The sequence below is a fragment of the Gordonia namibiensis NBRC 108229 genome, from assembly GCF_000298235.1.
GTDB classification, from domain to species: Bacteria; Actinomycetota; Actinomycetes; order Mycobacteriales; family Mycobacteriaceae; genus Gordonia; species Gordonia namibiensis.
In genome coordinates, this window is record NZ_BAHE01000007.1 from 1 (window position 1) to 23,708 (window position 23,708).

The window sequence follows — 23,708 nt, forward strand, 5'->3', positions numbered from 1 at the left end:
CAGCGAACGGGTGGGCACCTTCGCTCGCACCTCAGGGAACGGGTAAGCACCTTCACCTCTGGGAGCGGGTGGGCATCTCCCCCGACAGCCGGCAGACTTCAACTCCACCGGCAGACTTCGATCGACGTCTGCAAGTCGAGTTGAGGTTCGCCGGTCAGGAGTCGCGCGCCGAGGCCGGTTCCAGCTCCACCACCTGCGCACTGCCGACGTCTGCCGGGAGCTGGTGGGTCACGACCACGACGATGCGATCGGGACCGAAGAGGTCGTCCTCGACACCGAGGAGGCGTCGGAGGAGACCGTCGGCGTCGTCGGCAGAGAGGTGTTCGGTCGGCTCGTCGAGCAGGACCATCGGTGCCGGGTGGAGCAGCGCGCGAGCGAGGAGCAGACGTCGACGCTCGCCGCCGCTGACGGCGTCGGCACCGCCGGTCAGGGTGGTGTCCAGACCGTCCGGAAGCCGTTCGGCCCAGCCGTCGAGGCCGACCGTCGTCAGCGCCGCGAGGATCTCGTCGTCCGTGGCGTCACCCCGCGCGACGCGCATGTTCTCGCGGACCGACGTCGAAAAGAGATGTGCTTCCTCGGTGAAATAGCAACCGGCCGAGCGAAGGTCGACGGGTGCGCGGCTCGACACGTCGACACAGGCGATGTCCCCGTCGACCGGATTGAGCAGCCCGGCGAGGGTCAGCAGAAGTGTGGACTTGCCGACGCCGCTGGGTCCGACGACCGCCAGCCGCGATCCCGGCCGCAGGTCGAGGTCCAGACCGTCCGCAGGACCGAGGACACCACGGTCCCCGCGGCCCCACCGCAATCGGTCGGTCGACACCTCGACCATGCCGCGGTGGACCGCCACATCTGCACCGGACGGTTCGGTGCTGTCCGCGGCGTGTGCGCCGTCGACCAGAGCCATCACCCGCGCGGCGCTCTGACGACTGCGCTCGATCTGCAGTCCGGCCTCGGTCAGCGGCGCGGTCGACTCGAAAGCCGAGAGCGGAAGCAGGATCAGCACACCGAGGATCATCGGGGTGAGCCCCTCACCACTGGCGATCCCGGCGATCGAACCGGTTGTCTGCGACGCCAACTGGATGGCGATCACGCAGGCCGCGACCAGCGACGCACCCATCGCGAGCGGGGTTGCCGCGGCGGCCGCCGCCTCCAGCCGACGACCCCGATCGGTGGCCGCGACGTGCCGGCGATCGGCATCCGCGGCGGTCTCGAGCAGTTCCTCACGCCGACGCGCGACGACGAGTTCGGATGCGTGCCACAGGGTGGTCGTCGTGGCCTCTGCGGATTCGGTGGCGGCCCGCGCACCGTCGCGGAGGGCCGAGGCAGCACCGCGTGCCGCGAGCCACGGGGCGAGACCGCCGCTGATGATGAGCGCGACGGCGAGCACTGCGGCGGCGGGCAGCGAGACCAGCGCCATCACGACGACCGCGGCCACCGCCGTCGTCACACCTACACCGATGGGGATCAGGCCGCGGATGAGTGCGTTGCCGATCTCGTCGATGTCATCGCCGGTGCGGGTCAACAGGTCTCCGCGCCGGAGGGTCACCGAGTAGGCCGGTGAGCCGGTCGCGAGCGCCGTGTAGACCCGTTCGCGGGCGGTCGTCATCGCACGCAGGGCGAGGTCGTGGGTGGCAAGTCGTTCGAGGTAACGGAACAGGCCGCGCGAGATACCGAGTGCGCGCACGGCGGTGATCGCGACCGACAGGTACAGCACCGGCGGCATCTGCCAGGCCCGGGTGATCAGCCACGCCGACAAGGCCGCGAGGCCGAGCGCCGACAGCGACCCGCCGACGCCGAGCAGCAGGGCTTTGGCGACCGCACCCCGGCGCAGGCCGAGGAAACCGAGCGCGCGGATCAGTGGGTCGTCGCGCATGGCACACCTCCGTCGAATTCGACCACCTGGTCGGCGAATTCACGCGCGATCCCCCGGTGGGCCACCACGATGACCGTGTCACCGGCGCGTGCACGGTCGCGGAGCACGGTGAGGACCGCACGTTCGGACGCCTCGTCGAGGTGGGCGGTCGGCTCGTCGAGCAGCAACAGCGGAGCCGGCGACGCGAGCACTCGCGTGAGTGCGAGCCGCTGACGCTGGCCGGCGGAGAGCCCTACGCCGCCCGCGCCGAGCCGGGTGTCGAGCCGCTTGGGCAGTTCGAGCACGACGGAGTCGAATCCGCTGGCCGTCGCGGCACGGTCGGCAGCGTCGCGGTCAAGCGCGCCGAAGAGTTCCACGTTCTCGCCGACCGTGCCCGGCACGACGACCGGCTGCTGCGGCAGCCAGGCGATCTGCTCGTGCAGGGACTCTGGATCGGCATGGGTGACCGGGATGGACCCGATGAGCACCGAACCGTCGTCGGGGGTCAGCAGACCCATGATCGCGGCCAGGGTCGTGGATTTCCCCGAACCGTTCGGCCCGGTGAACAGCGTGAGCGAGCCGGGCCGGATCGTCGCGCGCAACGACTCCGGCGCCCAGCCGTCACGGCCGTGCACCCCGAGGTCGAGGATGGTGATCGGCGCGCCCGCTACGGTGAGGCCGCGGCCACCGCTGACCGGTATCGGCGCGGCGTCCTCGGGAGAGTCGATCAGCTCGAAGACCTCCCCGGCGGCGGTCACGCCATCGGCGGAGTTGTGGAACTGTGCGCCGACGCGTCGGAGCGGCAGATATGCCTCGGGCGCCAGGATCAGCGCGAAAACACCTGCGTAGAGCGACATCTCGCCGAACACCAGGCGCAGACCGATGCCGACGGCGACCAGGGCGACGCACAGGGTCGCGAGCAGCTCGAGGACGGCCCCGGACAGGAACGCCACCCGCAGCGAGCTCATTGTCGAACGCCGGTGTGCCTCACCGAGTTCGGCCACCTGGGCGGCCGGGGTCTCGGCGCGGTTCAGCGCCCGCAGAGTCGGCAACCCGGCGATCAGATCCAGCAGCTGCGCGGTCAGTCTGCTCATCGTCGCCAGCTTGCGGGTGGTGCGATCCCGGGTCATGAGTCCGACGAGAACCATGAAGATCGGGATGAGCGGCAACGTGATCAGGATGATCAACGCCGACGGCCAGTCGGCGAAGGCGATCACCACGGTCACCGTCGGCGTGAGGATCACCGCGCTCACGAGTGCCGGCAGGAACCCGGAGAGATACGGCCCGAGCGCATCCAGTCCCCGCAACAGCACGGTCGCCGCGTGCTCACGCTGCGCCAGCAGCTTTCGCGGTGACGTCCGACGCGGGTCGGTGAGCACGTCGAGTGCCTCCGACCGCAGTTCCGCGATCGCCTGGTCCGCCGCACGGTGCGCATACCGGTCGTGCCCGTAGGCCATCACGGCGCGAGCGGTCATCGCGACAGCCAGGACGACCAGGTGCACCCACTGCGCGTCGAAAGACCGCGACCCCGGGAAGACGATCAGCTCCGACAGGATCGAGGCGGCCATACCCGCGGCCACGATGATCGCGATCACCTGCGCCACGGAGAACGCCGCCGTGACCGCGACGTAGCGTCGGGTCGTCGGTGAATACCGCAGCAGCCGCGGGTCGACCGGAGGCGTCACTTGCTCGACACGCGCAGCGAGGGCAGGCCGTGATGCTCCGGGATGTTCCCGACCGACAGGCGCTTACGGAACACCCAGTAGCTCCACGCCTGGTAACCGATCACCACCGGGGTGATGAACAACGCCGCCCACGTCATCACCGTCAGCGTGTAGTCGCTCGACGACGTGTTGTCGATGGTCAGGTTCCAGTCCGGGTTCAGGGTCGAGGGCAGCGCGTTCGGGAACAGCACCGCGAACAAGGTGGCCACCGTCCCGGCGATCGCGATCGAGGTGAACAGGAACGCCCATCCCTCCCGGCGCACCTGCGTCGCGACGAGCATGCCCACCGCGGCGACCGCGGCGATCAGCACCGGGATCCAGGTCCAGCCGTTGCCGTAAGCGAACTGCGTCCACAGCAGGAACGCGGCGGCCACGACGAGCGTCGGCCATGCGAGCCGGGAGGCGTAGCGGGCCGAATCCTCTTGCAGGACACCGGAGGTCTTCAGCGACAGGAACACCGCACCATGGGTGAGGAAGGCGAGCAGGGTCGTCGCACCGCCGAGCAGCGCGTACGGGTTCAGCAGGTTGAAGAACCCGCCGGTGTACTGGGCGTCGGCGTCGATCGGCAGGCCCCGCACCACGTTCGCGAAGGCGACCCCCCACAGGATCGCGGGAATCCACGACCCCAGACCGATGCCGATGTCGCACCACTTCCGCCAGCGCGGATCGTTGATCTTGCCGCGCCACTCGATCGCGCACACACGGGTGATGAGGCCGATCAGAATGAGGAACAGCGGCAGGTAGAAGGCGGTGAACATCGTTGCGTACCAACCACCGAACGCCGCGAAGAGCGCGCCACCCGCGGTGAGCAGCCAGACCTCGTTGCCGTCCCACACCGGTCCGATGGTGTTGAGCAGCGCCCGCCGGCGCTTGTCGGGGTCGGCCTCGGGATCGTCGGGTGCGACCTTGTCGTCGCCACCGGTGTGACTCGACCCGAGGATCGGCATGAGCATGCCGACGCCGAAGTCGAAACCCTCGAGGACGAAGTAGCCGACGAAGAGCACGGCGATGATGAGGAACCAGAATTCCGGGAGTCCCATGTCACTCTCCTCTAGTACGCGAACGAGAGCTGTTTGGGCTCATCGGAATCGGAATCGGAGTCGGCTTCGTCGTCGCTGTGGCCTGGTGGCCGGGAGTCGTAGCTCGCCGGTCCCTCGATCACGTAGCGGCGCTGCAGCATGAACCAGACGACACCCAGCGCACCGTAGAGCAGCGTGAACCCGATCAGGGTGACGAGCACCGTCCCCGCGGTGTGGTTGGAGACGCCGTTCTGCACGAGCATGCTGATGCGCAGCGGATCGAGGTCGTCCTCCCAGTTGGGTGCGACAACCCAAGGCTGGCGGCCCATCTCGGTGAAGATCCAGCCGGAGCTGTTGGCCAGGAACGGGGTCGGGATCATCAGCAGGGCGATGAAGCCGAATCGCCTCGACTCGACCACCCGCTTGCGGCGCGTGTACCAGAGGCCGCCGAGGGCCACGACCACCGAGCCGGCCGCCCATGTGATCATCGCCCGGAAACCCCAGTAGGTGACGAACAGGTTGGGTGCGAAGTTCTGGTTTGCGGGCACGTTCGGGTTGTCGGCGAAGGCCTTCGTGTACTGCTCCTGCAGCTCCTCGACGCCCTGCAGGGTCGAATCGAAGGAGTGATCGGCCAGGAACGACAGCATCTTGGGGATCTCGATGATGTGATCGATGTTCTCGCAGTTGTTCTGACGTCCGATGGAGAGGACGGAGAAGCCGGGGCCGGTCTCGGTCTCGCAGAGCGATTCCGCCGAGGCCATCTTCATCGGCTGTTGCTTGAACATGATCTGCGCCTGGATGTCACCGGTGATGAACAGCGCGACGCCCGAGACGAGCGTGACCCACAGCGCGAACCGGGTGACCGGCCGCCACAGGTCGCGCGCGTCTTTCTCCAGGTCTTCCGGGGTGGCGTCGACGTGGCTCGGCGATGTGCTCTCCGGGACCTCACTGGTGTCACCGGTCCCGGACGCTTCCCGCAACTTCTTGGCGCGCCACGTGTTCCGGGCCATCCACCAGATGCCGATGGCCGCGACGAAGGTGCCCGCGGTCAGGAACGCACCGGCGATCACGTGCGGGAAGGCGGCGAGCGTCGTGTTGTTGGTGATGACGGCGAAGAAGTCGTTCATGGCGGGGCGGCCACGGGTCTCGTCCCACTCGACGCCGACGGGGTGCTGCATCCACGAGTTCGCGGCGATGATGAAGTACGCCGACGCGTTTACGCCGATGGCCGCCAACCAGATACACGCCAGATGGACGCGTCGCGGCAGTCGGTCCCAGCCGAAGATCCAGAGTCCGATGAAGGTCGACTCCAGGAAGAAGGCGACCAGGCCTTCCAGCGCCAGCGGCGCACCGAAGACATCCGCGACGAAGCGGCTGTACTCACTCCAGTTCATCCCGAACTGGAACTCCTGCACGATGCCGGTGGCCACGCCGAGCGCGAAGTTGATCAGGAAGAGCTTCCCGAAGAACCGGGTCGCGCGCAGCCACTGCTCGTTGCCGGTGACGTGCCACACCGTCTGCATCACCGCGATCATCGGTGCGAGACCGATGGTCAGCGGCACCAGGATGAAGTGATAGACGGTCGTGATACCGAATTGCCATCTGGAGACGTCCAGAGCGTCCATGTATGCCTCGAATCAGGTCACCGGCTGAGCCGGCGGGTGCCGAAGTCGCCTACTACTTCCGGTAGTAGGTCCTGAGCGCGACGTTACGCCTGGTCGCCGACCCTGTTCAAGCGCCAAAAGTCCCATCGGGCCACCGCCGCCGGTGCATTCGCTCTCACCCGCGACCAGGTGTGATGCGGACCCGGGATCAGCGCGGAGTGACCGAGATCAATCGCCTTCCGCGGCAATGGCCCGGTCCACCAGACCGGAGAACCGGTCGGCGTCGGCAGGCACCGGCATCACGTACCGATTGAGATGGGTGACCCGGGCCGCGAGCGTCACACTGCTGACCAGCCAGACCGAGTCGGCCGCCACGAGGTCCTCCGGGCGCAGGATCTCGACCTTGGTCTTCCAGCCCTCCGCATCGGCGAGATCGAAGACGGCCTGGGCCGTCGTCGAGGCGAGGATGCCGATCTCCGTCGGCGGGGTGACCAACGTGTCCCCGTACACCGCGACCACCGTCGAGCGCGGCCCCTCGAGCACCGCCCCCTCGCTGCTGACGAAGATGACGTCGTCGTAGCCCTCGGATGCGGCATGACGCAGCGCAGCCATGTTGGTGGCATAGCTCAGCGTCTTCGCGCCGAGCAGTTGCCACGGCGCCCTGGCCGCCAGGTCGATGGAGAAACCGCGCTCGAGGGTGACCACCGAGACGCCGTCCGCGCGCGCGGAGGCGACGCGCTCGGGCACCCGCTCGACGGTCAGGTAGGCCGTCGGGGCGTACCCGTGTTCGCGTCCGCGGGTGTAGACCAGGCGCAGCAACGCCTCGTCCGACGTCCCGTGCTCGGCAGTCCACAACTTGACCGCGTTCTCGATGGCAGCGCGCCACTCGTCGGGGTCCGGCGCCGGGAGCTCCATGGCGGTCGCGCTCCGGACGAGGCGTTCGAGGTGCAGGCGCACCCCACGCGCCCGGCCGGCACGGACGAGCAGGGTCTCGAAGACGCCGTCGCCGCGTACCGCCGCGAGGTCGTCGGCGTGCAGGAATGGTGCATCGGCGTCGTGTTGGGTGCCGTCGAGGGTGAGCAGGATCGAATCCGACATGGATAAGAGGCTCCCACGAGCCCCCGACCCCTGCTCCACACCCCTGGTGCGCGACCGACCCGTAGAATCGACCCGTGAGCCGTTCACCCATCCTGACCAGGCATTCCGAGGGCGGGGCGGTCGCCGGCCCCGGAGAGTTCCACTCATCGGAGACCCCGTGGCACTTCGGTGATCCACTCGGGGAACAGAGAGCCGCCGCCACCGGGGTCATCGTCGTCGACCGTTCCGACCGCGCCGTCATCGAGATCCCCGGCGAGGAGCGCCTGAGCTGGCTGCACACCATCTCTAGCCAGCACATCGCCGCACTCCCCGACCGCCGTAGTGCGGAGAACCTGTCTCTCGACGCCAACGGTCGCGTCGAGGAGCACTTCGTCATGACCGACATCGATGGCATCACCTGGGTCGACACCGAGGGTGCACGCGGTGAGGCCCTCGCCGGATTCCTCGCCAAGATGGTGTTCTGGGCCAAGGCGCAGCCGGCCCCGCGGACCGACATGAGGGTCCTCACCCTCGTCGGTCCGGGTGCGGTGACCGGACCCGTTGCCGAGCTCCTCGAGATCCCCGCGGACGCGGACGTCTACCAGGCGGGCAATCTGCCCGAGACGCACCACGAGGACGAGCCGCTCGGCTTCTGGCGACGGATGCCGCCGCTCGGCGAGAACCGCGACCTCCCCGTCGTCGACCTCGTCCTGCCCGAGTACGTCCTGCTGCGCTGGTGGGACGCACTGGTCGAGGCCGGCGCCCGGATGGCCGGCAGCTGGGCGTACGACGCGCTGCGTGTCGCGGCCCGCCGTCCGCGCCTCGGCGCCGACACCGACGAGCGGACGATCCCGCACGAGGTCGACTGGATCGGTGGTCCGGCCGATCAGGGCGCCGTCCATCTCGACAAGGGCTGTTATCGCGGCCAGGAGACGGTGGCCCGGGTCCACAACCTCGGCAAGTCGCCACGACGCCTGGTACTGCTGCATCTCGACGGGAGCTCGGATCAGCGTCCGACGACCGGCGATCCGGTCACCGCCGCCGGCCGCACCGTCGGCCGCCTCGGCACCGTCATCGATCACTACGAGTGGGGTCCCATCGCTCTCGCGCTCGTCAAGCGCAACGTCGGTGCGGACGTCGAACTGACGATCGGGACCGAGGAGCCGGTGAGCGCACGCATCGACCCGGACTCCATCCGCGAGGACGATCGCGTCCAGGCCGGTCGCGCCGCTGTCGAACGGCTGCGCAGCGGCTCGGTCACCCCGGGTAGCTGACGCGTGGACACCGGAACAGTGCTGGCCGTCTGCGCGGCCGGCCGAGATGTCGTCCTCGACAAGATCGGACCCTCCGCGATCGACAAGCGGCCGCTGGCCGGCCGTGCCGAGGTGCACGAGCTGGGTCTGGTCGCCGACCATCAACGCAACCGTAGATATCACGGCGGCGTCGATCAGGCGGTGTACGCCTACGCCGAACCCGACGCGCAACGCTGGTCCGACGAACTCGGACGTGAGCTTCCTTACGGCTGGTTCGGCGAGAACCTGCGGGTCGACGGGATCGACGTCACCGACGCCTTCGTGGGTGAGCGCTGGCAGGTCGGTGACGACGGGCTCCTCCTCGAGACCACCATCCCTCGCGTACCGTGCCGGACCTTCGCGGTCTGGGCGGATGAGCCCAGGTGGGTGAAGAGGTTCATGGACCAGGCCGATTTCGGTGCCTACCTGCGGGTTCTCCAACCGGGCACGGTGGCCGCGGGCGATTCGGTGACGGTGATCCACCGTCCCGACCATGGCGTCCGGGTCCGACAACTGCTCGTCGACGCCGACCCCGAGTCGATCAGGACACTGCTCGCCGCCGACGATCTGCCGGTCAAGGTCCGTCGCGAGGCGCAGCGGATTCTGGGCAAGGTGGAGAGATCGGGCGGCGCGGCGAGGCAGGGCGCGGCACACAAGTCCTGAAGGCGCGCTAGACTGGGCAGCACGACAGAATTACTTCAAGAGAACGGGGCCGCCAAATCGTTGGCCGCCCCGTCATTTTGCGAGGGGGTCCCGTATGGGCCGCGGCCGGGCAAAGGCAAAGCAGACGAAGGTTGCTCGTCAGCTGAAGTACTCCACTCCGAACACCGATCTCGAAAGCCTGCAGCGTGAGCTGTCCGGGCAGACCAGCTCGGTAGATCGTCCGGATCCGGTGGATGAGTGGTTGGACGAGGACGAGTGGCGCCGCGCCTGAGGCGCGCCACTCATGGGTGCCGGTCTCCCCGACGACACCCGATCCCACCCCACCACGACCTCTCCGCTCAGCGGACCCGCGGTGACGCGGGTTGATGTTTTCGTACGTACCAGACGGCCGCAGGTGACTGCGGTCGTCTGATGCGTGCGCGGTCGTTTTTCGACTTCCAGCGGTGCTCGCCGCGGTGACAACCGGCGATGAGCATCGCTGATCTGTGCTGTCCACCGGAGTGGCGATCATTCTCAGACGACGAGAAAGCGGCGGGAACCCGAAGGTCCCCGCCGCTTTCTCGTACGTGTGAGAGGCGGTGTGCGCCCGTGACTCTCAGAAGCGCGGGTGCTCACCCACCAGGGAGACGCGTGAGCCGGCCTCGGTGCTCTTGGGGTCGTTGGACCGCTTGATGGTGCCGAGGACCCAATTGTCGACGTGCCGGGCGGTCAGGACCGCCTGCGCGCGGTCGGTGTCCTCGGGCGCGACGACCGCGACCATGCCGACACCCATGTTGAAGGTGCGCTCCATCTCGAGCTGCTCGACGCGTCCGCGCTGCTGGATGAGAGCGAAGATCGGGGCCGGGGTCCAGGTGTTGCGTTCCAGTTCGGCCACGAGGCCCTGCGGGATGACGCGGGCCAGGTTCTCGGCCAGACCGCCACCGGTGATGTGTGCGAAGGTCCGCACGTCCGCCTCGGCGATCAGCGCCAGGCAGTCACGGGCGTAGATGCGGGTCGGCTCGAGCAGTTCCTCGCCGAGCGAGCGGCCGAACTCCTCGACGTGGCCGAAGAGATCCATGTGGCCCCACTCGAGCAGCACCTTGCGGGCGAGCGAGTAGCCGTTGGAATGCAGACCCGACGATCCCATGGCGATGACGACGTCGCCGGCACGGACGCGGTCGGGGGCGAGGACCTTGTCGGCCTCGACGACGCCGACGGCGGTGGCCGACAGGTCGTAATGGTTGTCCTGCATGAGTCCGGGGTGTTCGGCGGTCTCGCCGCCTAGCAGTGCACACCCGGCCTCGACACAGCCGTCGGCGATGCCGGCGACGATCTGCGCGACGGTCTCGGGGACGACCTTGCCCACGGCGATGTAGTCCTGGAGGAAGAGCGGCTCGGCGCCGCAGACGACGAGGTCGTCGACGCACATGGCGACGAGGTCGCGTCCGACGGTGTCGTGCTTGTCGATGGCCTGCGCGACGGCGAGCTTGGTGCCGACGCCGTCGCTGGCGGCGGCGAGGACCGGCTCGCGGTAGTTGCCCTTCAGCGCGAAGAGGCCCGAGAAGCCGCCGAGACCGCCGAGGACCTCGGGGCGCGACGCACGTTTCGCATGCGGGGTGATCAGCTCTACGGCTCGTTCACCGGCGTCGATGTCGACTCCGGCCGCCGCGTACGACGCCTGCGGCGTAGCGCCCGTCGTCTCGTCGGCCGCCGCATCCCGCTCCGTCATCTCCGCAAGCACCCCTTGTCAAAAGTTGTTTCCGGCGTGTTCGCCGACGATCACACGGTACCGGAGTGCCTTGCCCCCGAATTCAGGGACGCATCACTGCGCTGACGTTGTCGTTGGGCTTGGTCAGCGGGTCGACGGTTCCGTCGTGTGCAGCGGAGGCCAGCATCTGCTCCAGAACCGCCTTGCCCATGGAGGTCTCCTTGGGCAGCTCGATCGGGTACTTGCCGTCGAAGCAGGCCGCGCACAGGTTCGATGCGGGCTGCTCGGTGGCACCGATCATCTCGTCGATGCTGATGTAGCCGAGCGAGTCGGCGCCGATGGCCTGGCGCACGCCCTCGACCATGCCCTCCTCGGACTCCATACCGTTGGCGATGAGTTCCGCCGGGGAAGCGAAGTCGATGCCGTAGAAGCAGGGCCAGCGCACGGGGCTGGAGGCGATCCGCACGTGCACCTCGGCGGCACCGGCCTCGCGCAGCATGCGGATGAGGGCGCGCTGGGTGTTGCCGCGCACGATCGAGTCGTCGACGACGACGAGACGTTTGCCGCGGATCACCTCGCGCAGCGGATTCAGCTTGAGTCGGATGCCGAGCTGACGGATCGTCTGCGACGGCTGGATGAAGGTGCGGCCCACGTAGGCGTTCTTCATCAGGCCCTGGCCGTAGGGAATGCCCGAGCCCTGGGCGAAGCCGACGGCCGCGGGTACACCCGACTCGGGCACCGGGATCACCAGGTCCCCCTCGGCGGGATGTTCCTTGGCCAGGCGGCGGCCGATCTCCACCCGAGTGGAGTGCACCGACCGGCCGTGGATGTTGGAGTCCGGGCGGGCCAGGTAGACGTATTCGAAGACGCAGCCCTTCGGCGTCGGCTCGGCGAAGCGCTTGGTGCGCACGCCGTCGGCGTCGATGGCCAGCAGCTCACCGGGTTCGATGTCGCGGACGAAGGATGCGCCGACGATGTCGAGGGCGGCGGTCTCCGATGCGACGACCCAGCCGCGGTCGAGGCGGCCGAGCGACAACGGACGCACACCGTGCGGGTCACGCGCCGCATAGAGGGTGTGCTCGTCCATGAAAGTCAGGCAGAAGGCGCCCTTGAGGGTCGGCAGCAGCTCCATGGCCGCCTGCTCGATCGAGCTGTCGGCGGCGCCGTGTGCCAGGAGAGCACCGACGACATCGGAGTCCGACGTCGCCGCCGAGCTCTTGATGCCCTTGTCCCGGGCGCGAGCGGCGAGGTCGGCGGTGTTGACGAGATTTCCGTTGTGCCCGAGCGCGACGCCGGTGCCGGCATCGGTGGTGCGGAAGATCGGCTGGGAGTTCTCCCAGGTGGTCGAACCGGTGGTGGAGTACCGGCAGTGTCCGATGGCGACGTGGCCGCTCATCGCACCCAGTGTCTGCTCGTCGAACACCTGGCTGACGAGGCCCAGGTCTTTGAACACGACGACCTGACTGCCGTCGCCGACGGCGATGCCCGCCGCTTCCTGCCCGCGATGCTGCAGCGCGTAGAGGCCGTAGTAGGTGAGCTTGGCCACTTCCTCACCGGGCGCCCAGACTCCGAATACGCCGCACTCCTCGCGCGGTTCGTTCTCGGGCTGGTCCAGTGGAGCGGGTTCGGGCGCGCACCCTCCGGCTGCGGAGCATCCGCCCGCCGGTGTGGGAGCGAGCAGGTTCACGTTGGCGATCGAGCGATCAGTCATCGACTAGCTCCCCTGGGCTGCGAATCGGTTAACACGTCAATGTGCTGGGAGACAATTCGGAGTTTACGTGCCTGTTGCCTTCCAGAGCGAATCTTGCAGCGGCGTTCGGAGCGCAGTAATTCCACGTGGGAGCGAGGAGTGACGGATCACACTCGGCGGATCACCGGCTTCTCGACGGGCCCGGACCCAGCGGAACCAGTGGCAACAGCTCTGCGACCAGGTCCGCGCGGTGGCCCGATGCGTCGAGTTCGCGGGCGCCGAGCGCGGCGTCGTAGGTCCGCAGCCCGGTCACCATCAGCAGCCACGTCCGGGGCGAGGTCTCGACGACGTTGGGCGGCGTCCCCCGCGTGTGGCGCGGACCCTCGATGCACTGCACGGCGACGAACGGCGGGACACGGACCTCGACAGAGTTGCCCGGGGCGAGGTGTTCGAGGGTGCGGGCCGTGAGGCGGACAGCGGCGGCGAGGGCGGGCCGCGACGGGGTGGGGGCCGACTCGTCGACGAGCCAGTCGGCGACCGCGAGGACGGCGGCGCGCACCTCGGCCGGGTCGGGTCTCTTACGCGGGGGCACGTCAGTCATCTTGCAACGCCGGTTGACGGCGCCCGAATTGGGGCAGTATGTCTCGCATGGGCGCGGAAGTGAACAAGCAGGAGTTCACCGGCGAGGATCGCGTGAGGTTCCGGCGGCAGGTCGGTCGCGGGACCGACGCGATTGCACGGATGTTGGCCGAAGGGCTGTTCACCGACCAGGGCCGGCCACCCAAACCCCTCCTCGGTATGGAGGTGGAACTGAACCTCGTCGACGAGCAGATGCGTCCCGCCATGGCCAACGCCGCCGTCCTCGAGGCGATCGCCGACCCCGACTATCAGACCGAACTCGGGCAGTTCAACATCGAGATCAACGTGTCGCCGCGGCCCTTCACCACCGACGACACGATCTCGCTGGAACAGGCGCTGCGGACGTCACTGAACCGTGCGGAGGAGCGCGCCGCCCGTACGGACAACCACCTGGTGATGATCGGGATGCTGCCGACCCTGAAGGCCGAACACTTTGCCCATCAGTGGATCTCGGCCAACCCTCGCTACGACCTGCTGAACGAGCAGATCTTCAACGCCCGCGGCGAGGACCTCGAGATCGACATCAGCGGCGTCCCCCTGGCCGACGGTTATCACACCGAACGCCTCCACACGTCCACCGATTCGATCCTCCCCGAAGCCGCCTGCACCTCGCTGCAGTTGCACCTGAGGGTGGCCCCGGAAGACTTTGCGGCGCATTGGAATGCCGCCCAGGCCATCTCCGGGATCCAGGTGGCGCTGGCCGGCAACTCCCCGTTCCTCGCCGAGACCGCGCTGTGGCACGAAAGCCGTATCCCGGTGTTCGAGCAGGCCACCGACACCCGGCCGTTGGAGCTGAAGAACCAGGGCGTGCGCCCGCGCGTCTGGTTCGGCGAACGTTGGATCAACACCATCTTCGACCTGTTCGAGGAGAACACGCGCTACTTCCCCGCTCTCCTACCCGTCTCGACCGACGTCGACCCCCTGGCCGAACTCGACGCCGGACGTATCCCGATGCTCGACGAACTGCGACTGCACAACGGCACGGTCTACCGCTGGAATCGGCCCGTCTACGACATCCATGAGGGCCAGGCACATCTTCGTGTCGAGAACAGGGTGCTCCCCGCGGGACCGACGGTCGTCGACACGATGGCCAACGCCGCCTTCTACTACGGGGTGGTCCGCGGGCTGGTCGAGGCCGACCGGCCGCTGTGGTCACAGATGTCGTTCAACGCGGCCGCCGAGAACCTGCAGTCCGGTGCGCATTTCGGCATGGAGTCGCAGCTCTACTGGCCCGACGTCGGTTGGGTACGACCGGATGAACTCGTGCTCCGTCGCCTGCTGACCCTCGCCGAGAAAGGCCTTCGCGCATATGGGGTCTCGGACAAGGCCCGCAATCGGTACCTGTCGGTGATCGAGGGACGCTGCGTCAACCGCCGGACCGGTTCGGTGTGGCAGCGTGAGTCCGTCGCCGCCCGGGAGAAGGCCGGCGACAGCCGGTCGGCCGCACTGACCGGCATGCTCGCCGACTACGTGACCCTCATGCACGAGGGCGAACCTGTACATACCTGGGAGGTGTGACCCCGCCCGCTCACCGAGTGGGTCCGAGCCGAAGCCGAAAGCCGTGTCGAGGTCGGCGTTTGGACCCAGCGTGGGCAGGAAAGTTGCTGAGGAACGATTCCGGCGACACCCTTGACTCATGACCCGACGATTCACCGCCGCGATCCGATGACGATCACCGAGCGATACGCCGACCCCTCTGCAACCCTCGGGGTGGTCAACGACGTGCTGTCCGTGCAGCTCGCACACCGATCGGTACGCAGGTTCCGACCGGACCCCGTCGACGACAGTCGGCTTCATGCCATCATCGCGGCGGCGCAGTCCGCACCCACGTCGTCGAATCTGCAGCCCTGGAGTGTGGTTGCCGTGCGCGACCCCGCTCGACGGAAACGACTGGCGGCACTCGCCAACAACCAGAGCTTCATCGAACAGGCACCGTTGTTCCTGGTGTGGATCGCCGACCTCGGGCGGGCCCACCGCCTCGCCGCGCGGCACGAGGCCCCGCTGGAGGCAGCGGACTATCTCGAGACGACGATCATCGGCTTCGTCGACACCGCGCTGGCCGCGCAGAACGCAGTGGTGGCCGCCGAGTCATTGGGCCTGGGAACGGTTTTCGTCGGCGCCATCCGCAACAATCCACTGGAGGTGGCCGCGGAACTCGGCCTCCCGGAGCACACCGTCGCGACCTTCGGTCTCGCGATCGGCACGCCGGACCCCGTCGAGACGGCAGGCATCAAGCCGCGAATCCCACAGGCAGCCGTGCTGCATCACGAGACCTACGACGCCGAGACCGCGGACGCACACCTCACCGGATACGACGAGTCGCTCGCGGACTACAACCGACGGCACGGACTGGAAGGGGACTGGAGTTCTCGGGTGCTGACTCGACTGGCCGGGGTGCCCTCACTCCATGGTCGAGAGAAGCTGCGCGACCATCTGCGCACACGAGGACTGCCGTCCCGGTGACTGCACGCAGATCCCTGCGTTGCACTAACCCCGCGTCACCAGACCCCGACCGGTGACGAGCGGCAGATCCAGGGCGGTCACCAGCCCGGGCTTCGCATCGACCACGGCGGCAACCGAATTCACCAGTCGCATCGCCGTGACGATCATCCCGGAGACGTTGTGGTCACCGTTCTCCCCGTGGTGGCCGAACTCGACGGTCATCTCGGGTTCGCCGGAGATCGCGACCCGGTAGCAGCCGTCGCCCTCATGCGGGGTCGGCCACTCCGGACACTGATCGGCATGCGTGCGTGTGTAGTGCTCCAGCACAACACGATCCACCCCGTCGACCTGTCCGGCGACCTCGAAGCGCAGCGCCGCCATGGTCCCCTTCGGGATCTCCACCGACACCGTCGAGTAGTCGCGGTCGGCCTCGACGCGTTCGACCCGTTCGACGAGCGGCTCGTCGAGGGTGAGGTCGAGTCCGGCGGCGATCTGGCGCACCACGCTGCCCCAGCCCATCGACAGGATGCCCGGCGACAGCAGCAGCGGTGTGGTGTCCATCGGCTGCCCGAAGCCGAACAGATCCCGCATGACCACCGGCTGGTAGTAGGTCGAGTAGTCCGCGATCTCCTGGCACCGCACCTCGTCGATTCGCTGCGAGAGGCTCGTCAACGACAGCGGCAGAACGTCATTGGCGAAACCGGGGTCGATGCCGTTGACGTGCAGGCTGGCACCGCCGGACTCGCCGGCCGCGGCGATCCGATCCAGCAGTCTGTCCGGCAGGATGCCCTTCGGGAACTGCAACACGACCGGACCGCTGGAGACGACGTTGATCCCGTTCTCCACGAAAAAGATCAGGTCCTCGATCGACTCCATCACGCGGTCGTCGGTCATCGCGGTGTGCACGATGCAGTCGGGCTTCAGGGCGATCAGGGCGTCGCGGTCGTCGGTCGCGGCGACGCCGAGGTCACGGCCGAGGCCCGCCAGGTTCCCGGCGTCTCTCCCGGCTTTGTCCGGATTCGACACCCAGACCCCGACGAGTTCGAGGTCGGGATGGGCGTCGATCCCGGCGATCGCATGTCTTCCGACGGTTCCGGTCGACCACTCGACCACGCGCAGAGTCATGCCCCTCAAACTAGAACACGTTCCACCGTGGGCGCGGCGGTTCGGCGGCATTGCCGAGATGCACCCCCGGGAACAACCCGTCAGCGCGCCGGCGGCGACACATGGTCGGCGGCGCGGCGCTGGAGGGCGGATGACAGGGGCGGATTCGGAGCAGAGATCGCAACCGCGGCCACTATCCTCGGTGATCGATGAGCGCCATGCCCGCCGACCCGACCTCGGCACCCCTGTACGTCGACTTCGACGGTCACCGGACCATGCTCAAGTGGCACCGTGGTCGTCGACGCGCCGACGACCCGGCCTTCACCGCCTCGCGAATCGTGGAGGGGATGCGGCTGGGCGCGAGCATCGAGGTGGACCTGGTCATCCACGCCGACCGCGGTTTCGCGATCCTCCACGACCGCGTCGTTGATCACGCCACCACCGGCACCGGCGCCATCTCGGCACTGCCCGCGGCCTACCTCCGCGGACTGTCCCTGCGCGACAACCACGGGCAGGCCCTCGACGAACCGGTCCTGCTGCTCGAGGACCTCACCGAGCTGTTCTCGTGCATCGACATCGCACCGTCGTCGATCCTCCAGCTCGACTTCAAGGAGGACGACGCCGCGCTCGATCCGCGGGCCGTGGACATCTTCGCGCGTAGCGTCGAGCCGCTGGCTTCGCACTACATCCTGTCCTGCGGCGATGCGGCGGCCGTGGCGCGGCTGACGTCGGCGGCCCCTGGGATCCGCATCGGGTACGACCCCTGCCATCACGGCGCCGCCGACGCTGCGATCCGGTCCGGCGATTTCGCCGGTTTCGTCGCGCGTGCGCTCGCCGCGTCACCGGACGCGGAGATGGTCTATCTGGAGAACCGCCTGATCCTTGCCGCCGACCGGGGAGGCTTCGATCTCGTCGACGCCTTCCACCGCCACGGCCGGCTCGTCGACGGTTACACGGTGACCCGCGTCGGATCTCGTTCGGTCCCGGATATCCGACGGCTGCTGGAGTTACGGGTCGACCAGATCACCACCGACGACCCGGAGGGGCTTGCCGCGCTCGATCTCGATGCCGCCGGTCCCGGCGGGTCACGGCTGGTCCGGTGGGTCCGGCGCACCGGGCGCACCGGGCGCCGCGGCCCGTCAGACGTTTAGGGACCAGAACGGTTCCACCGGGATGTTCCGGACGACGAACCAGGCGACCACGGCGACGAGCACCACGACGGCGGAATAACGCATGTTCTGCCAGCCGCGAATTCGCCGACCGGTCCACAGTCGCAGGCAGTAGGCGCCGAATGCGAAGAGCAGCAACCCGATCGCGAGTACGAAGGCCGCGTTGTAGTGCAGCGCCGCAGAGAGATCGCCGTGCAGAAGCGAGTACAGCGCACGCTGCGAACCGCAGCCCGGACAGGTCACCCCGAAGACCAACTTGGTGGGACACACCGGGAGCAACCCACCGGGCGTGGTCGGATCTCCCAGCAGTACTGCCGCGCAGCAGATCCCGGCCCCGGTGACCACGGTCGCCGGACCGAGGATCCGATGGTTCGAGAGGACCGACACCCGTCGAAGGACGGCCCGCTCGAACCGTTCAGTACGTGGACGTGGTGGCGCTTGCACCGATGATCAACACCGCGATGACGAAGTAGACCACGACGATGAGGATCGAGCCGACGATGCCGATGATCGCACCCCACATGGCCCACTTCTTGGCGTCGTCGGCCGCCTTCTGCGCGCCGGCGAAATCACCGGCGGCCCACAGCTTGCTGACCGAGGTGGACTTGACGATGGCCACGATCCCCAGGGGCAGACAGCACAGCACCGTCGACAGAATCGCCCACACGAGGTTGTTGTCGGGCTCGGGACCGGGCGCGTACGCGCCGTACGGCTGCTGTCCATAGCCGGGCGCAGCGCCGTAGTTCGGCGGCTGGTTCGGATCGTGGGGATAGCTCATCTGCGCCCTTTCGACTCTCGCTGAGATCCAAAGGAGCGTAACCGACCCCGATCGCGTTCGTCGGGTCGGTGAATCAGATTGCTTCCAACGGTATACGCGCAACGTTCCCGCAGTCGGGAACGTTGCGCGCTACAACAACTCGGCTTGCTACGCGGTGTCGCCGAAGAGACGCGGCAGCGTCGCCTCGTGCACCTCGCGCAGCTCGGCGAGCGGCACCGAGAAGTAGTCCTGGACCTCGACCTCGTCGCTGCCCTGATCGACCACGCCGATGCGCGTCCACGGCATGCCGCGGGCGTCGAGCATCGCCGAGAAGCGGGACTCCTCGGTGCGCGGCACGGCGACCAGTACGCGTCCGGCGGACTCGGAGAACAGCCAGACGAAGGGGTCGGCGTCCTCGGGCAGCAGCACGCGGCAACCGGTCTCCCCGGCCAGCGCCGCCTCGACGACGGTCTGGATGAGACCGCCCTCGCTGAGATCGTGTGCGGCCGAGATCAACCCGTCGCGCGACGCGGCGGTCAAGATCTCCGACAGCAGACGCTCACGCTCGAGGTCGACCTCCGGCGGCACGCCACCGAGGTGGTCGTAGGCGACCTGCGCCCAGATCGAGCCGTCGAACTCGTCACGGGTCTCGCCGAGGAGGATCAGCGTCTCGCCCGGCTCGGTGCCGAAGCCCGTCGGGATACGACGATGAACGTCGTCGATCACACCGAGGACACCGATGACCGGCGTCGGGAGGATCGCGGTCGCACCGGTCTGGTTGTAGAAGCTCACGTTGCCGCCGGTGACCGGGATGCCCAGTTGCGCACAGCCGTCGGCGAGTCCGCGGACCGCCTGCTGGAACTGCCACATGACCGCCGGGTCCTCCGGCGAGCCGAAGTTGAGGCAGTTGGTGACCGCCTTGGGCGTCGCACCCGAGACTGCGACGTTGCGGTAGGCCTCGGCCAGGGCCAGCTGCGCACCGCGGTACGGGTCGAGGAAGGTGTAGCGGCCCGACGCGTCGGTCGCCAGCGCGATTCCGCGCCCGGTCTTCTCGTCGATGCGGATCATGCCGGAGTCGGCGTGCTCGGCCAGGACGGTGTTGCCGCGCACGTAGCGGTCGTACTGGTCGGTGATGAACTTGCGGCTGCACAGCGCGGGGCTGGCCAGCATCTGTAGCAAGGTCTCGCGCAGCTGATCCGGGGTGCTCGGGCGCTTCAGCGGCTCGGTGGTCGAGGCGACCACGGTGTCCTGCCAGTCCGGACGTGCCACGGGGCGCTCGTAGACCGGGCCATCGTGGGCGACGGTGCGCGGCGGCACGTCGACGACGGTCTCGCCGTGCCAGGTGATGACCAGATGATCACCGTCGGTGACCTCGCCGATCACGGTCGCCAGCACGTCCCACTTCTTGCACACCTCGAGGAAGGCGTCGACGTTCTCGGGGGCGACGACCGCGCACATGCGTTCCTGAGACTCGCTGGAGAGCACCTCGGCCGGGGTCATGCCCTCGGCGCGCATCGGCACCTTCTCCAGGTCGATGTGCATGCCACCGTCGCCGGCGGCCGCGAGTTCGCTGGTGGCGCAGGACAATCCGGCACCGCCGAGGTCCTGGATGCCCACCACGAGTCCGGCGTGGTAGAGCTCGAGGCAGCACTCGATGAGCACCTTCTCGGTGAACGGGTCGCCGACCTGGACGCTGGGGAGCTTCTTGCGACTCGGGCCCGCGTTCTCGTCGTCGTCGAAGGTCTCCGACGCCAGCACGGAGACGCCGCCGATGCCGTCGAGACCGGTGCGCGCACCGAACAGGATGATCTTGTTGCCCGTGCCCGAGGCGAACGCCAGATGCAGGTCCTCGGTTCGGAGGACGCCCGCGCAGAGTGCGTTGACCAGCGGGTTGCCCGCGTAGCTGGCGTCGAAGACGGTCTCGCCACCGATGTTGGGCAGGCCGAGGGAGTTGCCGTAGCCGCCCACCCCGCGCACCACGCCGTCGACGACGCGCCGGGTGTCGGGGGCGTCTGCCGGGCCGAAGCGCAGCTGGTCCATGACCGCGATCGGGCGAGCGCCCATCGCCATGATGTCGCGGACGATGCCGCCGACACCGGTCGCCGCGCCCTGGTAGGGCTCGACGTAGCTGGGGTGGTTGTGCGACTCGACCTTGAAAGTCACCGCCCATCCATCGCCCACGTCGACGACGCCGGCGTTCTCACCGATACCGGCGAGCATGTTGGCCCGCATCTCCTCGGTGGTGGTCTCCCCGAAGTACCGGAGGTGGACCTTCGACGACTTGTAGCTGCAGTGCTCGGACCACATGACCGAGTACATGGCGAGCTCGGCGTCGGTGGGTCGACGGCCCAGGATCTCGCGGATCCGCGCGTACTCGTCGTCCTTGAGTCCGAGTTCGCGGAACGGTTGCGGATGATCCGGGGTCGAGGAAGCGGCTGAGACGGTATCCACCTGGGCACTCACGGTGACAAGTCTAGGCGGGCCCGGGTGGTTGGAGGCGACGGGGCAGACCATCAGGTGTTCGACGGGTCCTCCCCTGGGAGATCTGTTCCGGGGATCGGGCCTGTCTCGGGATAGTCTGTTCACTCGAGCCGCGCAGTGCGCGGGACGTGCGCGGGGGTGCAGGCACGCCGACGCCGCGCGGGGGACGACGTTGACACAGGGGGACGAGATGGCCGATGTCCGCAAGGCGAGGGCACTCTTCGAACTGGGTGTCCTGTCCTTGAACATCCCGGTCGACGGTCAAGAACCCATCAACAATCCCGCGCAGGCAGCCAAGGCGTTCACCCGCGCAACCGAGTGGGACCCCTCGCTCGGTGACGCCTGGATCGGGCGGCTCGCGTGTGGCGACAAGAGCGATGAGGTGCTGCTGGGTCTGTATCGCTCACGCGCCACGATCGGTGCCGAACAGCGACGCCTCGGCCTTCCACCGGGCACCATCGCCGGTCGATGGGACACCGGGCTGTACATCGACTACCCGGCGGTCACCGCGGTCGACGCCACCGCCGCCTATGCGTCCAGCCTGGTCCGCGGCGCGGATTACACCGGCGCCGAGGAGGCGCTCGACGAGATCCCGCCCGCCCATCGGTTACCGATCGTGGACTTCGTCCGCGCCCACCTCCACTACAAGACCCAGCGGTGGCCCGACGTGCTGACCGCCCTCACCCGCTCGGACCGGTGGGGCGACACGGTCATGCAGGCCGCGGCCGACTTCATGGCCGGGTCGGCGTGCGTGAGTCTGGGAATGCTCGGCGAGGGTATGCGGCGTCTGCAGAACGCGATCGACGGTCCGATCGCCGCCTGCTCGACGAGCGCGATGTTCGCCTACGCGCTGGCACTCCGCGAGCAGGGCCATGAGGAGAAGACAAAGGCCATGCTCGAGCAGGTCTACGCGCGCAACCCCGCCCACTCCGCAGCGGCGCAGGCGCTGCAGTCCCCGTCGGTCCGCCTGGCCGTCACGACCCCCGAGCAGATCGCCGCACGCACCGACCGCTGGGACCCCGCCTCGGTGCCGGACCGGGCCGAGACCCTGGTGCCGTCGGACGCTGCGGGCGGCGGTGTCGAGAACGAGCTGGTGACCGACGCCCAGCGCGAGCTCGGCGAGCAGATCGGCCTCGAGTCGGTCAAGCAGCAGGTCGCGAAGCTGCAGTCGGCGGCCACCCTCGCCCGGGTCCGCGCCGACCGCGGGCTCTCGACGTCGGCACGCAGCCTGCACCTGGCCTTCACCGGCCCGCCCGGTACCGGCAAGACGACGGTCGCCCGGATCGTCGCCAAGATCTACTGCGGACTCGGCTTCATCAAAACCGACAAGGTCGTCGAGGCGACCCGCCGGGACCTGGTCGGCGAGCACCTCGGCTCCACCGCCATCAAGACGTCGGCGCTCATCGACTCGGCCATGGACGGCGTGCTCTTCATCGACGAGGCGTACACCCTGATCCAGAAGGGCCTGTCCGGCGGCGACGCGTTCGGCCGCGAGGCTGTCGACACCCTCCTGGCGCGGATGGAGGACGACCGCGACCGCCTGGTCGTCATCATCGCCGGCTACGACTCGGAGATCGACCGCTTCCTCGCCGCCAACGACGGACTCTCGTCGCGCTTCGCCCGTCGCGTCCGGTTCGACTCCTACACCCCGCAGGAGCTCGCGCAGATCGGCGAATTCATCGCCCGCAAACGAGATTCGGTCCTCACGCCGGAGGCGGTCGCCGAGCTGGAGCTGGCGTGCGCGCCGCTCTACCACGATGTTCGCGAACACGACGGTGGTACGCGTCGGGCCACCGACCTGGCCGGCAACGGTCGCTTCATCCGCAACATCGTCGAGGCGGCCGAGGAGGAACGCGAATTCCGGCTCAGCAACGCCGGCGACCTCGCATCCCTGTCCGCCGACGACCTGATGCGTATCGAACTCGACGACATCCGGTCCGCCATCTCCGGGGTGCTGTCCGGACTCAGGCGCTAGCAGCGCTCGCCCCCCGGCAGTACCGTCGAACCCCCAGACCCGAATCGCCGGACCCGAATCGGCCGGTCCCGAACACCCAGAGAGGTTGCGTCATGTCCCGCGCACGTCTGTTCCGTTCAGCCCTGCTCGCCGGTGCTGTCGCATTGTCGGTGTCGCTGGCCGGTTGCTCGTCCGACGACGCCGAACCCGCGTCGACGACGACCGCCTCGGGACAGACCTCGGCTGGGCTGACGAGCCCCGCGCCGACCACCGAAGAGATCGCGCCGAGCATCGCCGGCAGCTCGGCCGCCCGGCCGTCGACCGACGCACCCCGGTCGACGACGGGCTCCGCCGATGCCGGTGATGCCAAGACCCTGAGCTGCCGCGACTACCGCGCACTCGAGGACGAGGGGCGTGCCGCCGCCGTGGCAGCCCTCGGGATCAAGTCGAACGCCGACCAGGTCGCCACCGTGGCCGCGACGGTCTGCCTCACCCGACTCGACGACAAAGTCGCCGACGTTATCGATGAGCTCGTGCCCACACGCTGATACTTT

The 23,708-nt window shown here is 68.3% G+C and carries 20 protein-coding genes; 8 read left to right on the forward strand and 12 right to left on the reverse strand.

The window, feature by feature from the left end; genetic code table 11:
* Positions 1-154 precede the first annotated feature (154 nt).
* The 5 genes from cydC to GONAM_RS03300 form a co-directional block, all read right to left on the reverse strand.
* Positions 155-1,873 carry a thiol reductant ABC exporter subunit CydC gene (gene cydC, locus GONAM_RS03280; protein ID WP_006865351.1) on the reverse strand — a complete coding sequence of 573 codons (1,719 nt, stop codon included), beginning with the start codon at positions 1,871-1,873 and terminating at the stop codon, positions 155-157.
* Positions 1,855-3,537: a thiol reductant ABC exporter subunit CydD gene (cydD, locus tag GONAM_RS03285; RefSeq protein ID WP_006865352.1), complete on the reverse strand. Its 1,683-nt coding sequence runs from the start codon at positions 3,535-3,537 to the stop codon at positions 1,855-1,857. Before cydD ends, cydC begins: the two co-directional genes overlap by 19 nt.
* Complete coding sequence (cydB, locus tag GONAM_RS03290) at positions 3,534-4,616, reverse strand: cytochrome d ubiquinol oxidase subunit II (protein WP_006865353.1); 1,083 nt, start codon at positions 4,614-4,616, stop codon at positions 3,534-3,536. The genes cydD and cydB overlap by 4 nt, the downstream gene beginning before the upstream one ends.
* Positions 4,617-4,627: 11 nt before the next feature.
* Positions 4,628-6,220, reverse strand: a complete 1,593-nt coding sequence (locus tag GONAM_RS03295; RefSeq protein WP_006865354.1) for a cytochrome ubiquinol oxidase subunit I — start codon at positions 6,218-6,220, stop codon at positions 4,628-4,630.
* 207 nt (positions 6,221-6,427) lie between these two features.
* On the reverse strand, positions 6,428-7,297 hold the full coding sequence (locus GONAM_RS03300) for an aminodeoxychorismate lyase (protein ID WP_006865355.1): 870 nt from the start codon (positions 7,295-7,297) through the stop codon (positions 6,428-6,430).
* A gap of 74 nt (positions 7,298-7,371) precedes the next feature.
* On the opposite strand from GONAM_RS03300, the gene ygfZ reads away from it, so the two are divergent.
* From ygfZ to GONAM_RS22330, 3 genes are all read left to right on the forward strand, one after another.
* Entirely contained in the window at positions 7,372-8,550 is a 1,179-nt protein-coding gene (gene ygfZ, locus GONAM_RS03305) for a CAF17-like 4Fe-4S cluster assembly/insertion protein YgfZ (protein WP_006865356.1), read from the forward strand.
* 3 nt (positions 8,551-8,553) lie between these two features.
* Positions 8,554-9,231 carry an MOSC domain-containing protein gene (locus GONAM_RS03310; RefSeq protein WP_006865357.1) on the forward strand — a complete coding sequence of 226 codons (678 nt, stop codon included), beginning with the start codon at positions 8,554-8,556 and terminating at the stop codon, positions 9,229-9,231.
* Between the two features lie 94 nt (positions 9,232-9,325).
* A complete protein-coding gene (locus GONAM_RS22330; RefSeq protein ID WP_005194294.1) occupies positions 9,326-9,502 on the forward strand; it encodes a DUF3073 domain-containing protein in 177 nt (58 codons plus the stop codon).
* A gap of 324 nt (positions 9,503-9,826) precedes the next feature.
* On the opposite strand, the gene purM is transcribed toward GONAM_RS22330, so the two are convergent.
* From purM to GONAM_RS03325, 3 genes are all read right to left on the reverse strand, one after another.
* Positions 9,827-10,939, reverse strand: a complete 1,113-nt coding sequence (purM, locus tag GONAM_RS03315; protein WP_006865358.1) for a phosphoribosylformylglycinamidine cyclo-ligase — start codon at positions 10,937-10,939, stop codon at positions 9,827-9,829.
* Positions 10,940-11,021: 82 nt separating this feature from the next.
* The gene (gene purF / locus GONAM_RS03320; protein WP_006865359.1) at positions 11,022-12,629 is read right to left on the reverse strand and encodes an amidophosphoribosyltransferase; all 1,608 of its coding nucleotides are present in this window, start codon (positions 12,627-12,629) and stop codon (positions 11,022-11,024) included.
* Positions 12,630-12,789: 160 nt separating this feature from the next.
* Positions 12,790-13,209, reverse strand: a complete 420-nt coding sequence (locus tag GONAM_RS03325) for a sterol carrier family protein (RefSeq protein ID WP_006865360.1) — start codon at positions 13,207-13,209, stop codon at positions 12,790-12,792.
* A gap of 47 nt (positions 13,210-13,256) precedes the next feature.
* Here GONAM_RS03325 and GONAM_RS03330 point away from each other — a divergent pair, with 47 nt between their 5' ends.
* Both GONAM_RS03330 and GONAM_RS03335 read left to right on the forward strand, forming a co-directional pair.
* Complete coding sequence (locus tag GONAM_RS03330) at positions 13,257-14,765, forward strand: glutamate-cysteine ligase family protein (protein WP_006865361.1); 1,509 nt, start codon at positions 13,257-13,259, stop codon at positions 14,763-14,765.
* 147 nt (positions 14,766-14,912) lie between these two features.
* Positions 14,913-15,710, forward strand: a complete 798-nt coding sequence (locus GONAM_RS03335) for an NADPH-dependent oxidoreductase (protein WP_006865362.1) — start codon at positions 14,913-14,915, stop codon at positions 15,708-15,710.
* Between the two features lie 24 nt (positions 15,711-15,734).
* Here GONAM_RS03335 and GONAM_RS03340 read toward each other — a convergent pair whose 3' ends face one another.
* Positions 15,735-16,814 (reverse strand): NAD(P)H-dependent amine dehydrogenase family protein, encoded by a 1,080-nt coding sequence (locus tag GONAM_RS03340; protein WP_006865363.1) that lies wholly within the window; start codon positions 16,812-16,814, stop codon positions 15,735-15,737.
* Positions 16,815-17,002: 188 nt separating this feature from the next.
* Here GONAM_RS03340 and GONAM_RS03345 point away from each other — a divergent pair, with 188 nt between their 5' ends.
* Positions 17,003-17,944: a glycerophosphodiester phosphodiesterase gene (locus GONAM_RS03345; RefSeq protein ID WP_006865364.1), complete on the forward strand. Its 942-nt coding sequence runs from the start codon at positions 17,003-17,005 to the stop codon at positions 17,942-17,944.
* Here GONAM_RS03345 and GONAM_RS03350 read toward each other — a convergent pair.
* The 3 genes from GONAM_RS03350 to purL all read right to left on the reverse strand — a co-directional run bounded on the left by GONAM_RS03350 (position 17,933) and on the right by purL (position 21,182).
* Positions 17,933-18,349: a DUF2752 domain-containing protein gene (locus tag GONAM_RS03350; protein ID WP_006865365.1), complete on the reverse strand. Its 417-nt coding sequence runs from the start codon at positions 18,347-18,349 to the stop codon at positions 17,933-17,935. The two genes, GONAM_RS03345 and GONAM_RS03350, sit on opposite strands and share 12 nt — an antisense overlap.
* 28 nt (positions 18,350-18,377) lie before the next feature.
* A complete protein-coding gene (locus GONAM_RS03355; protein WP_006865366.1) occupies positions 18,378-18,740 on the reverse strand; it encodes a CD225/dispanin family protein in 363 nt (120 codons plus the stop codon).
* Between the two features lie 147 nt (positions 18,741-18,887).
* Positions 18,888-21,182 (reverse strand): phosphoribosylformylglycinamidine synthase subunit PurL, encoded by a 2,295-nt coding sequence (gene purL / locus GONAM_RS03360; RefSeq protein WP_217997542.1) that lies wholly within the window; start codon positions 21,180-21,182, stop codon positions 18,888-18,890.
* 208 nt (positions 21,183-21,390) lie between these two features.
* Here purL and eccA point away from each other — a divergent pair, with 208 nt between their 5' ends.
* Together eccA and GONAM_RS03370 are read left to right on the forward strand one after the other, a co-directional pair.
* On the forward strand, positions 21,391-23,175 hold the full coding sequence (gene eccA, locus GONAM_RS03365; protein ID WP_006865368.1) for a type VII secretion AAA-ATPase EccA: 1,785 nt from the start codon (positions 21,391-21,393) through the stop codon (positions 23,173-23,175).
* A gap of 92 nt (positions 23,176-23,267) precedes the next feature.
* Positions 23,268-23,702: a hypothetical protein gene (locus GONAM_RS03370; RefSeq protein WP_006865369.1), complete on the forward strand. Its 435-nt coding sequence runs from the start codon at positions 23,268-23,270 to the stop codon at positions 23,700-23,702.
* Positions 23,703-23,708 lie beyond the last annotated feature (6 nt).

Bases quoted from the DNA above. Each gene is read 5' to 3' on its own strand.
- GONAM_RS03300 (WP_006865355.1), bottom strand. From the start codon at position 7,297: ATGTCGGATTCGATCCTGCTCACCCTCGACGGCACCCAACACGACGCC.
- GONAM_RS03335 (WP_006865362.1), top strand. From the start codon at position 14,913: ATGACGATCACCGAGCGATACGCCGACCCCTCTGCAACCCTCGGGGTG.
- GONAM_RS22330 (WP_005194294.1), top strand. From the start codon at position 9,326: ATGGGCCGCGGCCGGGCAAAGGCAAAGCAGACGAAGGTTGCTCGTCAG.
- purM (WP_006865358.1), bottom strand. From the start codon at position 10,939: ATGACGGAGCGGGATGCGGCGGCCGACGAGACGACGGGCGCTACGCCG.
- GONAM_RS03370 (WP_006865369.1), top strand. From the start codon at position 23,268: ATGTCCCGCGCACGTCTGTTCCGTTCAGCCCTGCTCGCCGGTGCTGTC.
- GONAM_RS03295 (WP_006865354.1), bottom strand. From the start codon at position 6,220: ATGGACGCTCTGGACGTCTCCAGATGGCAATTCGGTATCACGACCGTC.
- GONAM_RS03325 (WP_006865360.1), bottom strand. From the start codon at position 13,209: ATGACTGACGTGCCCCCGCGTAAGAGACCCGACCCGGCCGAGGTGCGC.
- GONAM_RS03345 (WP_006865364.1), top strand. From the start codon at position 17,003: ATGAGCGCCATGCCCGCCGACCCGACCTCGGCACCCCTGTACGTCGAC.
- cydC (WP_006865351.1), bottom strand. From the start codon at position 1,873: ATGCGCGACGACCCACTGATCCGCGCGCTCGGTTTCCTCGGCCTGCGC.
- GONAM_RS03340 (WP_006865363.1), bottom strand. From the start codon at position 16,814: ATGACTCTGCGCGTGGTCGAGTGGTCGACCGGAACCGTCGGAAGACAT.
- GONAM_RS03355 (WP_006865366.1), bottom strand. From the start codon at position 18,740: ATGAGCTATCCCCACGATCCGAACCAGCCGCCGAACTACGGCGCTGCG.
- purF (WP_006865359.1), bottom strand. From the start codon at position 12,629: ATGACTGATCGCTCGATCGCCAACGTGAACCTGCTCGCTCCCACACCG.
- eccA (WP_006865368.1), top strand. From the start codon at position 21,391: ATGGCCGATGTCCGCAAGGCGAGGGCACTCTTCGAACTGGGTGTCCTG.
- cydB (WP_006865353.1), bottom strand. From the start codon at position 4,616: ATGGGACTCCCGGAATTCTGGTTCCTCATCATCGCCGTGCTCTTCGTC.
- GONAM_RS03330 (WP_006865361.1), top strand. From the start codon at position 13,257: ATGGGCGCGGAAGTGAACAAGCAGGAGTTCACCGGCGAGGATCGCGTG.